This window comes from Nostoc spongiaeforme FACHB-130 (assembly GCF_014698475.1).
GTDB lineage: Bacteria > Cyanobacteriota > Cyanobacteriia > Cyanobacteriales > Nostocaceae > Nostoc_B > Nostoc_B spongiaeforme.
The window spans coordinates 60,977-75,163 of the sequence record NZ_JACJTB010000036.1 but is presented as its reverse complement, the minus strand read 5'-3'; the positions used below and the strand labels follow the sequence as shown (position 1 = coordinate 75,163).

Sequence of the window (14,187 nt, the reverse complement as noted above, 5' to 3'; positions counted from 1 at the left end):
TACTGACTTGTCACTCGAAAGAAGCTTTTGCGTCATGTGTCATATTTTATGACACTGTGTCTACCTCGCTCACCTTATTTTCCTCCGCATACCCCTGATTATTGAGCCGATACAAAATAAGCTTTGCTTAAATTTGCATCTCTGAGATTGGCGCGGGTGAGACTAGCCCTACCAAAATCACTGTTGTGAAGATTTGCGCCTTGAAGATTAGTGCTTTGCAGTTGAGCCGAATGAAAATTGGTTTCTGACAATTCACTACCTTGGAGATTAAGAAAGTTTAAATTGTGCAAAGCAAAATCTCGTCTTCCCTTGAGATAGGCTGTTAATAAAGTTTGGCTATCTAATCTACGTCCAGCTTTAGATTGTTGATTATTTGCACTATTACTATGACTGTTAGGTAACATTCCGGGTTTACCTACAGAGGCTGCACGCATTCCACCTTGATCGGAAGCAGCTGCTTCGGCAATTTTCGCTCTGCGGGCGCGAATTGCTGCGGCTACCTGTGCTACTCCTGTCGCAGTACCTCCAACTGCGGAAGGATTGCTGCATAAAATAGCCGAGTTATCTCCACGCTGCGATGTTTTTTCTTTAGAATTATTTTCCGATTTTACTAACAAGCTTTTAGCCAAACTATCTAAGTAAGGCTCCATTTCTAATGCTCTGAGAACGTCTGCTGCTGACTGATAGCGATTACGGACGGAAACATCCAACATTTTTCGCAATACACCTGTCAAGTGGTCACTCACATGCACCAAATGTTCCCACATCATTTCCCCTGTGGTGGGGTTGTAATCTAAATCTTTAGGGGTTTTGCTGGTGAGCAGATAAATACAAGTTACTCCCAGGGCGTAGATATCACTAGCATAAACCGGACGCATCGCCATTTGTTCTGGAGGTGCGAAGCCAGGGGTACCAATTGCATAGGCGGTTAAGGCTGTCTGTCCTGATTGACTCGGCGCAGCTTGAGTAACATGGTTTTTGACAGCGCCAAAGTCAATTAGCACCATTCTGGCATCTTGGGTACGACGAATTAAGTTGGCTGGTTTGATATCACGGTGAATTACCTTCTGCTCGTGGATGTATTGCAGTACAGGTAACATCTCACTCAAAAATTGTTTAACGCCAACTTCAGTCAATACTCCATTAGCTTTGACTTCCTGTTGCAAGGTAGCACCGCTAATATATTCCTGAACTAAATAGAATTGTTCCTGTTCTTCAAAATAGTCAAGTAATCTGGGGACTTGAGGATGGTTACCAATTTTACCTAATGTTCTGGCCTCACGCTCAAAAAGTTCTCGCGCCATTTGCAAAACATGGGGTGCGTTTCCTGATGGTCGTAGTTGCTTGATAACGCAACTTGGTTCTCCTGGTAAAGCTTCATCCTGAGCCAGAAAGGTTGCGCCAAAGCCTCCTTGACCTAACGGTTTACTCACCCGATAGCGATCGCGCAGCAGTAGGCGCGAGCCGCAAGACTGACACCTTTGGCTATATACCACATTTTCTGGATTGGGACAGGTTGGATTCAAGCAGTAGCTCATGCACTGTCAACTCGCTGCGCGAAAATGGCTGGGAGCATAACGCTCTAGTTTAATTATTTAGACCAAAACCTACTCTGGGCAGGTAATTTATGCTGGAAATCCTTTGAAGAGTTCCTAAAGTTTGACTGGTTTATCTAAGCGATCATCACAACAAGATAGCTGATTTGCAGCGCGATCGTCAGTAGTTATCAAGCTATTTGTGTAATAACTGGTTTTCAGCTCAAAATTCTACGTATTTTTACAGTCACTTAAGTAGTGCTGAGTTGAAAGTGCTGAGGAGCCACTGCGTTGCGGAGGTTCCCTCCGTTGTAGCAAGTGGCGTTGCTGAGTTGAGAAAGCGCCGTAGGCGCTTATGTTTTTTGCTTTGCAAACTATTACTCAGCACTCAGCACTCGGCACTTACAAACTAGACAATACTTCCCTTGCCACAGCAAGAGTCTGTTCAATATCTTCCTCAGTATGTGCCAAAGAGGTAAAGCCAGCCTCAAACTGAGAAGGTGCTAAATAAACGCCACGTTCTAACATTCCGCGATGAAAACGTCCAAATTTGGCAGTATCTGACTTTTTGGCATCTTCATAGTTATGAACAGGCCCAGAAGTAAAGAATAAGCCAAACATGGCGCTAATCTGACCACCACAAGCAGCGTGACCAGTTTCTTGAGCAATTTGTAGTAAACCGGTGGCTAATTTTTGCGTAATTCGGTCAAGATACTCATAAGTACCAGGTTTTTGTAGCAATTCCAGGGTTTTAATCCCTGCTGTCATCGCCAATGGGTTCCCGGAAAGAGTACCCGCCTGATACACAGGGCCAGCAGGAGCAATCATGGACATAATATCCCGCCGTCCTCCGTAAGCTCCGACTGGTAAACCACCACCGATAACTTTACCGAGTGTTGTCAAATCGGGAGTAATGCCAAATTTCTCTTGAGCGCCACCATAGGCGATCCGGAAACCTGTCATGACTTCATCAAATACTAATAAAGCTCCATGCTCATGGGTGAGTTCCCGTAGACCTTCTAAAAACCCAGCATCAGGAGGAATAAACCCAGCATTCCCAACCACTGGCTCTAGAATGACACCAGCAATCTGGTCGCGGTTTTCTTCAAACAAGGCTTTGACGGCTTCCAGGTCATTGAAAGGAGCTGTTAGGGTGCTGCTAGTTGCTGATTTTGGTACTCCTGGGGAGTCGGGTAAACCAAGGGTGGCTACACCAGAACCAGCTTTGACCAAGAACATATCAGCATGTCCGTGGTAGCAGCCTTCAAATTTGATGATTTTCTCCCGATTGGTAAAAGCTCGCATCAGCCGCAAAACTGCCATACAAGCTTCTGTACCAGAGTTGACAAATCTGACCATTTCGATGCTTGGAACAGCATCAATCACCATTTCTGCGAGTACGTTTTCCAGAACTGATGGCGCACCAAAACTAGTACCTTTTTCTAAAGCTTCATGAAGTGCTGCGATCACTTCTGGATGAGTGTGGCCGCAAATGGCAGGCCCCCAAGTGCCTACATAGTCGATGTATTGGTTGCCATCAACATCCCAGATGTATGCGCCTTTAACATGGTCAAAGACTATGGGTTGACCACCGACAGATTTAAATGCTCTGACAGGAGAACTAACTCCTCCCGGCATGAGGTTTTGGGCGGCGGCGAAAATTTCTTGTGATTTTGTGGTTTTAATTGTGGTGTTTACCAAGGTTCTCTCCTAAAAGTGAGAAAGAAAAAAGCTCTATCTTAGGATAGGGTTAAATACTGTGCGTAATTTCTATCCTATAGAAATAGCTGAACCAGGAAAATAACAACTATGTTGTATAAGTCCAATGAAGACTTGCCTTTAGAAATCCGAACTCGGTTATCTGAGGCATACCAGGAACTTTACCGTGCAGCGTTTAACTCGGCTCTCCATTGGTATGGTGAAGCATCGAAAGCTCACCAAGTGGCGCTAAGTGCTGTGAGGATACAGTCTGCAATGGACAGAAATGTTGTTGTTTCAGGCTAGATAATTAAATTTTCATTTTGAGAAAACATTCCAGCTGTCATATTGAGAATGGTATCGTGAATCCATGAATCATTGTTGTTAGAGCAAGTAAGCTGGTATGTTTTCTACCGAACCACATTCATTCCGTGATGCTATTCCCGTCGAAGAAATTCGCTACGACGAACGGGGTTTGGTAGCGGCTATTGTGCAGGACTATTTGGATGGTACCGTCTTGATGATGGCTTGGATGAATCGGGAGTCGTTACAAAAGACTTTGGAAACTGGAGAAACTTGGTTTTGGAGTCGTTCTCGCCAAGAGTTATGGCATAAGGGCGGGACTTCGGGACATATCCAAAAAGTACAGAGCATTCGTTATGACTGTGATAGTGATGCTTTGTTAATTGGGGTGGAGCAATTCGGAGATATTGCTTGCCATACGGGTGAGCGAAGTTGTTTTCATCAAGTAGACGGCAAAATTCAACTACCACCAGCTGATACATTATCTCAGGTGTTTCAGGTGATTTGCGATCGCCGCGACAACCCCACGGAGAGTTCTTATACCTGCAAGTTATTCGCAGATGGTGATAACAAGATTTTGAAAAAGATTGGTGAAGAATCGGCTGAGGTGGTAATGGCTTTTAAGGATGATGAGCCAGATTCCATTGCAGGCGAGGTTGCAGATTTGCTTTATCACACCTTGGTTGCTTTGGCTCATCATCAAGTTGATTTAAAGGCTGTATATCGGAAGCTGCAAGAACGGAGACGTTAAGGAAGTGGGGAGTAGGGAGTAGGGAGTGGAGAGTAGGGAATGCAAGTAATCTTCCTGACTCCTGACTCCTGCTTTTAAACTTTTTGTAATTCTTATCATTCGCTGAACTTTTCCTCACTAATTCCACAGGGTTTCCACAGGGGTTTGAGTAGTTTTCCACAGACACACTACGAGATGATCAGCAGTTGCTGGGTTACTGGGGATTTTGGGGTGATAGCTGTAGCTGGTTTCAGTGACTGAGTTTTTGTGAATTTATGTAACGAAAATTCAGCTTAAACCCTGATAATTTCGTGAGTTTTTCTTTTCTTAAGCACTTTTGTTAACATTTCGCAGCATTGACAAAACCACCCCCTCTTGAAGCACAATGATGCGACTGGCACTTTTTTTCTACCCGAATTTATCTGGGAAAATAAAAAAATCCTGAGATGTTTGGAGGCAACAGAAGCGATAATTTTGATTTTTTGCTTCAAGAGTGGCAGTAAATTCGCTTGATCGACCTCAGAGAAGGAAAATCTCATGAACACAAAGGTGAGCATTTTTACGGAAATTCCCGAAACACTCCATGAATCGCTCAAAACTTATTTAGAAACTCACCCTGATTGGGATCAAACTCGTGTGTTAACAGCAGCTTTGTCACTGTTTTTACTCCAAAATGGGGATAGCGATCGCCGTGCTGCTCGTGTTTATTTAGAAACTTTATTCCACAACTGCTAGTTATGTAGTAGGTGGGTGACATTCCTGATATGTTAAATGTCTTGGCGATCGCTATCCCAATCAGGACTTAAGTAAAAACCGAATACATAATAGTCAGGGCGAACAAACGTTCGCCCTGACTATTATTAATTATGAAATAATTAATTCAAGGGTTTGTTTCTAATTGTGGGGAATGTGTAGGACATTCAAATTTATAACCTACGCCGCGTACAGTCTGAATTAATGCTGGTTGACTGGCATCAGCTTCAATTTTTTTGCGAATTTGACCGATATGTACATCGACAACCCGTTGGTCGCCAACATATTCATAGTCCCAAACCTCTTGAATGAGTTCGGCGCGTCGCCAAACTCGTCCAGGATGACTGGCTAAAAAATGTAGTAAGTCAAATTCTAATGCTGTTAGAGGTACTGATAGGTTGTTTAATGTCACTTCCCGCCGAACGGGGTCAATCATCAGTTTTTCAAAAACTAGGCGTTTTTGTTCTGCTGTTGTCACAACCCGTTGTCGCCGTAAAATCGCGGCGACTCTGACTTCTAACTCTCCTAGACCAAATGGCTTGGTGAGATAGTCATCAGCACCTTTAGCAAAGCCGCGAATCTTGTCAGCTTCATCCGCACGGCTAGTGAGCATGAGAACAAACACACCATTACGACTTTGCATCTCTTGGCAGAGGTTGAACCCGATCACGTCTGGTAAGTTTACGTCTAAAATTACCAAGTCAGGGTTAAATTGCTCGAATAGCGCCAAGGCTGTTTTACCATCCTCAGCCGCCTCCACCTGATAGTTCTGCTTAATCAAAAAGCGTTGGATTAAGTTGCGAACCGCAGGGTCGTCATCAACTACAAGAATCTTGGCAGGAGCCATGACCATCACTTTGCACAAAAATTCGTAAGATTAACAGGAGAATTGCGTACTTTGGGACTGTTACACAAACTTTGCTGGTGTTACCCGCACTTGAGATGCAGCTATTTTAATGGCAATTTGATGTCAAATCATGAGATAGTCTCAATATAAGCCACAGCAGTTTTGTAACTTTGGAAAATTTCCTACTCCCAATTACGTGGTAATTTAAAAGCTTTTCAATTTTAATATCGATATGCTTATGGATACCACTAGTGATTGTGAAGCTGGTTCATCTAAATTGCCTCAAGGCACGGTAAATTGCCAAATTTGAAACATAAAAGTTAATTTTTTCATAAAAAAATAAGTTTTAAGAAGTCTTAGTTCAAATTCTAGAGTAAAGCCACCACTGGTCAACGACATGAGGGGATACACGGAGTTCTAGCAATATGTTAAAGTTGCTATAGTTAAATTTCCTGGGTCAGTTTAACTTACCCGTGCTACTATCCTGGTAGAGCATATAAGTTGCTTGCAACATTTGTTTAAATCTAGGCAAAACCTAAAGTTGTTTTCCAAACAGCAAAATACCTCTGCTGACTAAGGCTGAAGTGTAAACTCCCATGAGCGATCAAAATCCCTACGACAAACTTGGGGTGTCCGAAGATGCTAGCTTTGATGAAATTCAGGATGCTCGCAATCGCCTATTGGAGCAACACAGTGGCGATGCTAAGGCTCTAGAACTCGTTGAAGCGTCTTATGATGCGATTTTAATGGATCGGTTACGGATGCGTCAGGAAGGCAAAATCAAGGTACCTGAGCGAATCCGGTTCCCAGAACTACGAGTCCAATTTCCTCCTAAAGAAGTTTCAACTCCTCGTGAACAGTCGCCTGCATGGCTACAGAGGCTATTAGACCAGCCAACAACGGCAGATGTACTGTTACCAGGTGCTTGGTATTTAGGTTTGAGTGCTATTGGTATTTTCTATCCCGCCTCTGGTGATCAAGTTTTACAGTTGGCGTTAGTGGTTGGGGTAGGTATTAGTGTTTACTTTCTTAATCGTAAAGAAGGTAAGTTCGGTAGAGCCGTTTTATTAACGCTGGTTGGTCTAATTTTAGGCTTAATTATTGGCGGATTGATTGCGAGCGGTTTACCACAAATCAGTTTGGTGGGGCTGAATCCTGAGCAATTTTCTACGGTGTTCACGTTTATATTATTGTGGTTAATTAGTAGCTTTCTGCGGTAATATATAAAATTTGCCATTGATTATGGGTAGCAGATGATTGATTCTGCTACCCATATTTATTATCAGACTGTTAGAGTACTCTTCTCTAAAATCAAAGCTACGGCTGAACTTAAATTAGGAACAATCAAGTCGGGGCGGTATAGTTCTAGTTGAGCGCGATCGCGGATACCAGATTCTACAGCCATGACTTTAATGTTATGGGTCTTTGCGGCAGTGATATCCGCTTCTGTGTCTCCTACCATCCACGTATCGCTAACGAGAGATAGTTCTTTTAAGGCTTTGGCCATTAACAATGGCTTATCTTCAATGTCACGGGTTTTAACATAGTCGTTGCTCAGACAATAACGACGATTTTCGGGGAAAAACCTGCCTAAATCAAATTTTTGAAAGGCAAAGTCTAATTCCCACACTCGCCGCATGGTCATGACTGCTAAGTCAACTCCGGTGGCTTGAATTTTTGCTAATGCTTCTACGGCACCTGGTACTAAGGTGTCATAGTCAAAATAAGGTTCTGTATGTACTGTTTTCCGCCGCAGTTGGGAAAATTCTTGTGCTTGTGCTTCATCTAGTCCAGAAGTTAAGGCAATTTGTTTTTCGGGAATTCTAGCTCGCTTTTGTTGCCAAAATTCAGCTTTACTTAATTGTCGGACTACTTGTCCTGGACGTTGGGTTTTTTGCAAACAATATTGATAAACACGATAGTACCGTTCAGAAACATCAACAATGGGGCCGTCGAAGTCGGTAAATAGTCTTAGCATCGGCGGAATTTAAATGTTAATTTTTCTTAAGAGTAACTTAATTGTGTATCAATAGTCATTATTTGGCTAATAGATATAAATATTTATTTCAAATTGTTGGGTTAAGCAATACAAAACCCAACGATTTGAAAGTTGATAAGTGGGTAAGAGGAAAGAAACCTAACTATTGGAATGTTGAAGCATCGATATTAAGTAAGCGACGGACAGCTTGTTCTATGTCTGTTTCTTTGATTAAAGATTCGCCGATTAAAACGGCGTTGCTACCAGCCGCCGCCATGAGGGATAAGTCAGCGTGGGTGTAAAGTCCTGATTCACTGACGACGATCGCACCCAAGTTGTGAATTTGCGATCGCCTAGCAGTTAATAGTCTTTGAGTTGTGCTGATATCAACTGTAAAATCTACTAAACTTTGGTTGTTAATGCCAATCAAGCGGACATCATCTAGCTGCAATACCCGATCCAGTTCAGCTAAGGTATGTACTTCTATTAAGGCACTCATCCCCAGATAATGAATAATGCGTTGAAAATCTTGCAGTTGTCTATCTGTGAGAATTGCGGCTATCAGTAGAACTGCATCTGCACCTGCGGCGCGTGCTAAATAAATTTGGCAGGGATCAATAATAAACTCCTTACAAAGCAGTGGTACTGATACTTTGTGGCGAATCATCCGCAAACTTTCAAAACTACCTTGAAAAAATGTTCTTTCGGTAAAGACAGAAATACAAGCTGCACCAGCACGTTCGTAAGCTTTGGCGATCGCAATAGCATCAAAGTCTGCACGAATCATCCCATAACCAGGAGATGCTTTTTGAATTTCTGCAATTAAACTAGGTTTATAAGGGTTTTGTTGTAAGGCTGTAAAGAAATCTCGGACGGTGGGTGCAGCTGTTAACTGACGTTGCAAAGAAGCTAAAGACATGTGTTGTTGAATCTGTGCTACTTCTTGCTTTTTTTGCCACACAATTTCTCTTAACATAGGTTGGAGATGAGGATTCACAGTAGTCATCGGGTAAATCATACGTTGTCAAAAATTGGGAAGTGAGATGGACTAAAAAACATTAAGTATTCACATCAGCTAAATAAATTATGCTGAGGAGAAAATTTCCAAACGAATTTTTTGGTATTCATAGCAATAAAATCCGCTATAAATACCAACGCAAAATATGAAAATTAGCCAGAAAATCTCTGGCAAATTCTGGAATTTATTCAGGTAGATAAGGCTAGATGATGGCTGATAGAAAATACGTTTTTTAAGAGCTAACCCAATTTGATTTTATGTCAAAAACGCTTAATTTTCTGTTGGAATCGTTAGCTTCTTTTGGCTTTGTACCGTGGAGTAGGTAGTTATTTTTGAGGAGACGAATATAGGTACGGTAAGGAATGTAGTCTATGGGATTATAACCAGAAAATCTCAGCATTAAAACACATGCCCAGGAGTATTTACCTGCAATAATTGCTTTAATAATTTGTTCAACTTGTTCTGTATTAATTGGTTTAGCGTTTTGTAGGTTATCTAGTTGATACATAAAACCCTCTTTTTGGTTTTAATCCTAGATTTTCTAGGTTGGATTATATTTAGTACCAAAAACTCTGCTCAGGGTATCCGCCTATTGTTTCACGGATATAAATAGGACGGATAATTATAGGCTAGGCTATCGATATGCACCTACATATTTGCCCCCAAAAATGCGGCGTATATCGATGAAAACTTTTTTAATTACACTAGGGACTGTAATTTTGATAATCTCCAGACCAATTGCTCTCGCCGAAAAATTTCTGCTCGGAGCTTGGCGAAAGTAGTCGAATGCCACTTCAGCTAATTTGGCATACTCACCTGTTTCATGGTTTGGTAGAAGACGTTGACCCTTGTAGTTTATGGATTGGTCTGTAGGTGGTAGATGAAGAGTGTAATTCACACTGAAGACAAGCTGACGGTCATGTGCTGCGTTCTTCTTCTGCAAATAATTCTGTGTTGTATTGCTGATTGCATGTCATTGCCAATAGTTGCGAGTAGTGGGATAAGCACTCCCGTAACAGTGGGAATAATGGATATCGTCCTGGATATGCGTAGCTGCTGGTGAATAAGCCTCCATCCATCCAGGTGAAACATTTTGATTTCAGTGACAGTGCAGGATACATGAACATCGCCCAAGGTTTGGTAGGTGAAGGAATCACAAATCATCGGCATTTCTTGTAAACTTTTGCTGGGAGTATGGCGCGATCGCTGGATTGTCCATCAATCTCGCTACCTCAACAAAACAAGTTTGACACTACAGCACTAAATCAATCAGCACCAACAGAATTTGAAAATAGGGGTGGATGGGCATCAACTAGCATTGTGATTTGCAAGAGTGATTGATCCATAGTCCCGCCCCTATCAATAAACCGTGTTGCAGAAGCTGCTTCTTTGTTAAGACTACTGAAGATTAGGTTGCAGATATATGATGATTGTTTTGCTAGACCTATCTATTATTTCGCTCTTCCTATAGAAATTTGGTGTGATTTCCGAATTTACTTGTGTAGCTAGGGATTAGGGAGTCAGTGTACTGATTTTTCAGCAATTAAATATGCTCCCTATATTAATTAATTTTTGTCAACTTTCTACTGCTTTGCATCAATATTAACAATGCAGTGATATGACATGATTTGAAAAACAATCAATGTTTGACTCGCTCTGCGATTTTTTTGTCATCACAATTAATTTCATGTATTTTACAATACATGAAAATTTAATATTTTTTAATTCTAAAGGTGGATGTATATCTTATTATTCATCTTTTTTATCAGATATTTTAGCTTATTCATTGATTTATTTATACCTAGAGATAGATGATTGTGCTTATGATTTTATAGTTAGATTCCATAGGGAATAGAATTTAGAAAATTAAATATTATATGAACCAACCCAGATAATAAAGATTACGATATTTTTCTAATATTTACTTTTGTAAATAATCAAAATTAGTAAACTTATGTCAGTTTACAGTACCTTTGTCATAATGGATGTGATTTTTTTAAGTCGATTCATATCTAAGATTTTGATATAAATATATACTCTTTACCTCTAATTTCATACTAATTATTCACTTGGCACGAAAGCTGATATATCTAATTTTTATTGATAAACAATGGGTAGTTTATATTGTGATTAACTACTGAATTAGCAGTAAAAATGAAGATGTCTTTATATTTTCCATATAAAAATTTTACTTTTTAACAAGCAATATTTTTTCATATCAAGAAAATAAAAGTGATATCTTTTTATTGGTAGAATATTTTTAAATAAATCAGCAATTTCAATTAATTTTTAATTGGCATACCTCCCAAATATTGGCGAAAAAAGCAGCAGCTTCTTAATACTTGCACTCAGTTGGAAAAGTGCTTGCATGTGAGTCAGAGATAGTATCTCAAAGTAGTGAGTGCTGAGTGCTGAGTAGGAAATCAGTATTCTCAAGTCTGTCAGCGAACACGATTTTAGTTGCTCTTTGGTTTGGCTGATAGCTGCTGTATTAATAGTTGCACAGCTAGAGCGATTAAACCGATCGCTACTATCCCAAATATGCCACTACCTAAAGCAACTATCCCCACAACTAAGGTGCGTACCGCAGAGCTAATCTTGATGACGAGTTCATTTTGAGAATGGAGTGGTTTGCTGGCGAAGTTAGTAGCGATCGCAATCATCAGCGAATATAAAGTATATGCTAATCCACTAGAAATGATTGCGCCTGTGATGCAGCGTAGTGGTGATACTTGAGTTGGTGTTGTGGTTTCTTGGGGTGTGATATTTTGGTCACTCATACAATCAGAAAAATTCCATCGCGTCTCAGCTATGTCCACAATTGTATCTTGCTTGCTGCATTAATCTGAATATACCCATACAGACATATCTGAACTGCCCCAATATCAGCAATTAGATACATTGGGCTGGGATGTGTCTGAATGTTTTAATTGGATTAAACAACTCCAAGCGAAAATTATGGACAATACATTAGTTGATAAAACCTTTCGTGATAGCAATGGTAATATTGTCATTGCTCAAATGCCCAACTTACCTCTGATTGTGTGGTTTGTCACAAGTATATTGTCGCTAATTTTTTCGACTGGGAAAATCCATCTAGTCTTTGATACCCTGGCGACTGGCTCTTTGTTTACTTGGGCTTGGCTAGAATTGTTTGAAGGTGTAAATTATTTTCGCAGAGCTTTAGGACTTGTGGTCTTGCTTGGTATTGTTGCATTCAAACTTCAGAATCAATTTGGTTTAGTTTGAACAAACAAGGCAAAAGTAAAAAGTTAAAAAGCAAAAGTCACAAGCCTACGCCAGTCACTCATATAGAAATCCTAAATGATTGACAAACATCTCTCCCTTGTCTCGCTAGTATCGTTTGTTCATCTCTCAAATAGGACTGCGATAGGGAAAACCCCAAGACAGCGATGTAAATTTATTTATGGATATTACCTTTTTACTTCTTAAGATTCTATCTGAATACCATGTGTAATGGTGCGAGTCACAAACAATTCTAAATCTTCGTCAGGAATTGATTCCCTGATGTATTGTTTGACTGCTTGTGCTTGGGGTTCCGACTCGACAATTGCAAACACACTCGGCCCAGAACCAGACATCATAGTTCCGAGAACTCCTGGTTGAGTTGCAAACAGTTCCCTCAGTTGCATGACTTGAGAATAAGCAGGTAAAACTACACGCTCTAAATCATTGTGCAGTTTTTGAGCAATTTCTGTTGCATCTTTACGGACTATTGCTTGGACTATTTCACCGGAATGAACTGCGGCGGCGCGGGCGGTTAAATCTTCGGTGTCTTTGAGATAGGTATGACCAAATTCTTGACGATAGGTTTTGTATGCCCAAGGGGTAGATACTTCTAGGCTACGATATTTTGCCAATACTATATATATATGATCTAAATTTGGTAGTGGTGCGAGTTGTTCTCCTCTACCTGTAGCGATCGCTGTTCCACCTGCGACACAAAATGGTATATCTGAACCTAAAGTAGCACCCAACTCTTCAATTTCTGTTTGAGTCAGTCCCAAGTTCCACAATAAATCTATCCCGACTAGTACCGCCGCCGCATTTGTCGAACCTCCCGCCAACCCAGCCGCAACAGGAATATTTTTCTCTAATGTGATTTCCACTCCACCATGTTTCGCCGCAGCTTCGGGAAATTGTTTGGTCATTAATTCGGCGGCGCGATATACAAGATTAGTTTTATCGGTGGGAACTTGGGGATGGTTACAGTGGACGCGAATAATTTGTTCACTGATGGCGCGGACAGAAATTTTGTCGGCGAGGTCGATGCTTTGCAAAATCATGACTAACTCATGATAACCATCGGGGCGATCGCCAATGATTTCCAGATACAAATTAATTTTGGCAGGGGCGATGAGGGTGTAACTACGCATCTTGAGTGCTGAGTGCTGAGTTAAAAGTGCTGAGTAGGTTACTCAGAGTTACCCATTGCTGAGTGCTGATTTCTTCAGCCCTGGCTTGGGGATTTATTTCTAATTGTTCCAGTAATTGGGTCAGGCGATCGCGGTCAATTACAGATTGCAAGTTGTTCCGCAACATTTTGCGCTTTGACCCAAAACCTAACTTTACCAGATTCTCTAATCTGCGTGGGTCATTGGCAAGAATTTCTAACTGACGAGGACGCAGCCGTACGACAGCCGAATCTACTTTTGGCGCTGGATAAAATGCACTAGCCGGAACTGGACCAATTAACTCACATTCTGCTAAATACTGCACCCTAACTGATAACGCTCCAAAAGTTTTTGACCCGGCTTTAGCATACAATCTTTCTGCTACTTCTTTTTGAATTAATAGCACTATCGAATCGAATGGTTTGGGGTTAGGATTGGCAATTGTTCCTAATAGTTTTTCGATGATTGGCCCAGTAATGTTGTAGGGAATATTCGCCACTACTTTATTCGCGTTTTGAAATTTGGGAAACGCTGTTAAATTCGCTGCTAAATCTAACTCTAAAAAATCACCTTGTAATAATAAAAAATTCTCTTTACTCCCCAATTCTTTGACTAATAACTTACATAAATCCCTATCAATTTCCACTGCTAATAAAGCCTCTACCAAAGGTAGTAAACGCCGTGTCAAAATGCCTGTACCCGGCCCGATTTCCAGGATGCGGTCATTTGTACTACAATCTGCTGCCTGCACTATTGCGTTGAGTACCTTGTCACTTTTGAGCCAATGTTGAGCAAAAACCTTGCGCGGTCGTACCATCTATTTCTCTTGTCCTGTATTGTTTTGGGCGTTTGTCGAAAAATCCATTTCTTACTTTTTGCTTACTTTTAAATATTGTTTTTTATAACATTT

General features: G+C 40.9%; 16 protein-coding genes. 5 read left to right on the top strand and 11 right to left on the bottom strand.

What is annotated here, in order from left to right; translation table 11 throughout:
* Window positions 1-98: 98 nt before the first annotated feature.
* Together H6G74_RS22575 and hemL are read right to left on the bottom strand one after the other, a co-directional pair.
* Entirely contained in the window at window positions 99-1,538 is a 1,440-nt protein-coding gene (locus H6G74_RS22575) for a serine/threonine-protein kinase (RefSeq protein WP_242051322.1), read from the bottom strand.
* Window positions 1,539-1,937: 399 nt separating this feature from the next.
* Complete coding sequence (gene hemL / locus H6G74_RS22570) at window positions 1,938-3,236, bottom strand: glutamate-1-semialdehyde 2,1-aminomutase (RefSeq protein ID WP_190969785.1); 1,299 nt, start codon at window positions 3,234-3,236, stop codon at window positions 1,938-1,940.
* A gap of 108 nt (window positions 3,237-3,344) precedes the next feature.
* Between hemL and H6G74_RS22565 the strand changes: the two genes are divergently transcribed.
* The 3 genes from H6G74_RS22565 to H6G74_RS22555 all read left to right on the top strand — a co-directional run bounded on the left by H6G74_RS22565 (window position 3,345) and on the right by H6G74_RS22555 (window position 5,001).
* Complete coding sequence (locus H6G74_RS22565; protein WP_190969784.1) at window positions 3,345-3,539, top strand: ChaB family protein; 195 nt, start codon at window positions 3,345-3,347, stop codon at window positions 3,537-3,539.
* Between the two features lie 97 nt (window positions 3,540-3,636).
* The gene (hisIE, locus tag H6G74_RS22560; protein WP_190969783.1) at window positions 3,637-4,287 is read left to right on the top strand and encodes a bifunctional phosphoribosyl-AMP cyclohydrolase/phosphoribosyl-ATP diphosphatase HisIE; all 651 of its coding nucleotides are present in this window, start codon (window positions 3,637-3,639) and stop codon (window positions 4,285-4,287) included.
* 516 nt (window positions 4,288-4,803) lie between these two features.
* Complete coding sequence (locus tag H6G74_RS22555) at window positions 4,804-5,001, top strand: DUF2811 domain-containing protein (RefSeq protein ID WP_062297234.1); 198 nt, start codon at window positions 4,804-4,806, stop codon at window positions 4,999-5,001.
* A gap of 145 nt (window positions 5,002-5,146) precedes the next feature.
* Here the strand turns inward: H6G74_RS22555 and H6G74_RS22550 are convergent, their stop codons facing one another.
* Window positions 5,147-5,866, bottom strand: coding sequence for a response regulator transcription factor (locus H6G74_RS22550; RefSeq protein ID WP_190969782.1), 720 nt, complete (start codon window positions 5,864-5,866; stop codon window positions 5,147-5,149).
* A gap of 596 nt (window positions 5,867-6,462) precedes the next feature.
* On the opposite strand from H6G74_RS22550, the gene H6G74_RS22545 reads away from it, so the two are divergent.
* Window positions 6,463-7,086, top strand: a complete 624-nt coding sequence (locus tag H6G74_RS22545) for a CPP1-like family protein (RefSeq protein WP_190969781.1) — start codon at window positions 6,463-6,465, stop codon at window positions 7,084-7,086.
* 62 nt (window positions 7,087-7,148) lie between these two features.
* Here the strand turns inward: H6G74_RS22545 and H6G74_RS22540 are convergent, their stop codons facing one another.
* From H6G74_RS22540 to H6G74_RS22515, 6 genes are all read right to left on the bottom strand, one after another.
* The gene (locus tag H6G74_RS22540; protein ID WP_190969780.1) at window positions 7,149-7,844 is read right to left on the bottom strand and encodes an HAD family hydrolase; all 696 of its coding nucleotides are present in this window, start codon (window positions 7,842-7,844) and stop codon (window positions 7,149-7,151) included.
* A gap of 163 nt (window positions 7,845-8,007) precedes the next feature.
* Window positions 8,008-8,862 (bottom strand): indole-3-glycerol phosphate synthase TrpC, encoded by an 855-nt coding sequence (gene trpC, locus H6G74_RS22535; RefSeq protein WP_190969779.1) that lies wholly within the window; start codon window positions 8,860-8,862, stop codon window positions 8,008-8,010.
* 232 nt (window positions 8,863-9,094) lie between these two features.
* A complete protein-coding gene (locus tag H6G74_RS22530) occupies window positions 9,095-9,370 on the bottom strand; it encodes a HetP family heterocyst commitment protein (RefSeq protein ID WP_190969778.1) in 276 nt (91 codons plus the stop codon).
* Window positions 9,371-9,496: 126 nt separating this feature from the next.
* Window positions 9,497-9,760, bottom strand: a complete 264-nt coding sequence (locus H6G74_RS22525) for a hypothetical protein (RefSeq protein ID WP_190969777.1) — start codon at window positions 9,758-9,760, stop codon at window positions 9,497-9,499.
* Between the two features lie 19 nt (window positions 9,761-9,779).
* A complete protein-coding gene (locus H6G74_RS22520; RefSeq protein WP_190969776.1) occupies window positions 9,780-10,019 on the bottom strand; it encodes a hypothetical protein in 240 nt (79 codons plus the stop codon).
* Between the two features lie 1,299 nt (window positions 10,020-11,318).
* A complete protein-coding gene (locus H6G74_RS22515; RefSeq protein WP_190969775.1) occupies window positions 11,319-11,642 on the bottom strand; it encodes a DUF3082 domain-containing protein in 324 nt (107 codons plus the stop codon).
* A 178-nt stretch (window positions 11,643-11,820) separates the two neighbouring features.
* On the opposite strand from H6G74_RS22515, the gene H6G74_RS22510 reads away from it, so the two are divergent.
* Window positions 11,821-12,111, top strand: coding sequence for a hypothetical protein (locus H6G74_RS22510; RefSeq protein WP_190969774.1), 291 nt, complete (start codon window positions 11,821-11,823; stop codon window positions 12,109-12,111).
* 200 nt (window positions 12,112-12,311) lie between these two features.
* Here the strand turns inward: H6G74_RS22510 and ispE are convergent, their stop codons facing one another.
* Entirely contained in the window at window positions 12,312-13,259 is a 948-nt protein-coding gene (ispE, locus tag H6G74_RS22505) for a 4-(cytidine 5'-diphospho)-2-C-methyl-D-erythritol kinase (RefSeq protein WP_190969773.1), read from the bottom strand.
* Window positions 13,252-14,094, bottom strand: coding sequence for a 16S rRNA (adenine(1518)-N(6)/adenine(1519)-N(6))-dimethyltransferase RsmA (rsmA, locus tag H6G74_RS22500; RefSeq protein ID WP_190969772.1), 843 nt, complete (start codon window positions 14,092-14,094; stop codon window positions 13,252-13,254). The genes ispE and rsmA overlap by 8 nt, the downstream gene beginning before the upstream one ends.
* Window positions 14,095-14,187 lie beyond the last annotated feature (93 nt).

Coding starts and splice junctions, on each gene's coding strand:
- H6G74_RS22575 (WP_242051322.1), bottom strand. CDS start 1,538: ATGAGCTACTGCTTGAATCCAACCTGTCCCAATCCAGAAAATGTGGTA.
- H6G74_RS22565 (WP_190969784.1), top strand. CDS start 3,345: ATGTTGTATAAGTCCAATGAAGACTTGCCTTTAGAAATCCGAACTCGG.
- hisIE (WP_190969783.1), top strand. CDS start 3,637: ATGTTTTCTACCGAACCACATTCATTCCGTGATGCTATTCCCGTCGAA.
- H6G74_RS22555 (WP_062297234.1), top strand. CDS start 4,804: ATGAACACAAAGGTGAGCATTTTTACGGAAATTCCCGAAACACTCCAT.
- H6G74_RS22550 (WP_190969782.1), bottom strand. CDS start 5,866: ATGGCTCCTGCCAAGATTCTTGTAGTTGATGACGACCCTGCGGTTCGC.
- H6G74_RS22545 (WP_190969781.1), top strand. CDS start 6,463: ATGAGCGATCAAAATCCCTACGACAAACTTGGGGTGTCCGAAGATGCT.
- H6G74_RS22540 (WP_190969780.1), bottom strand. CDS start 7,844: ATGCTAAGACTATTTACCGACTTCGACGGCCCCATTGTTGATGTTTCT.
- trpC (WP_190969779.1), bottom strand. CDS start 8,862: ATGATTTACCCGATGACTACTGTGAATCCTCATCTCCAACCTATGTTA.
- H6G74_RS22530 (WP_190969778.1), bottom strand. CDS start 9,370: ATGTATCAACTAGATAACCTACAAAACGCTAAACCAATTAATACAGAA.
- H6G74_RS22515 (WP_190969775.1), bottom strand. CDS start 11,642: ATGAGTGACCAAAATATCACACCCCAAGAAACCACAACACCAACTCAA.
- H6G74_RS22510 (WP_190969774.1), top strand. CDS start 11,821: ATGGACAATACATTAGTTGATAAAACCTTTCGTGATAGCAATGGTAAT.
- ispE (WP_190969773.1), bottom strand. CDS start 13,259: ATGCGTAGTTACACCCTCATCGCCCCTGCCAAAATTAATTTGTATCTG.
- rsmA (WP_190969772.1), bottom strand. CDS start 14,094: ATGGTACGACCGCGCAAGGTTTTTGCTCAACATTGGCTCAAAAGTGAC.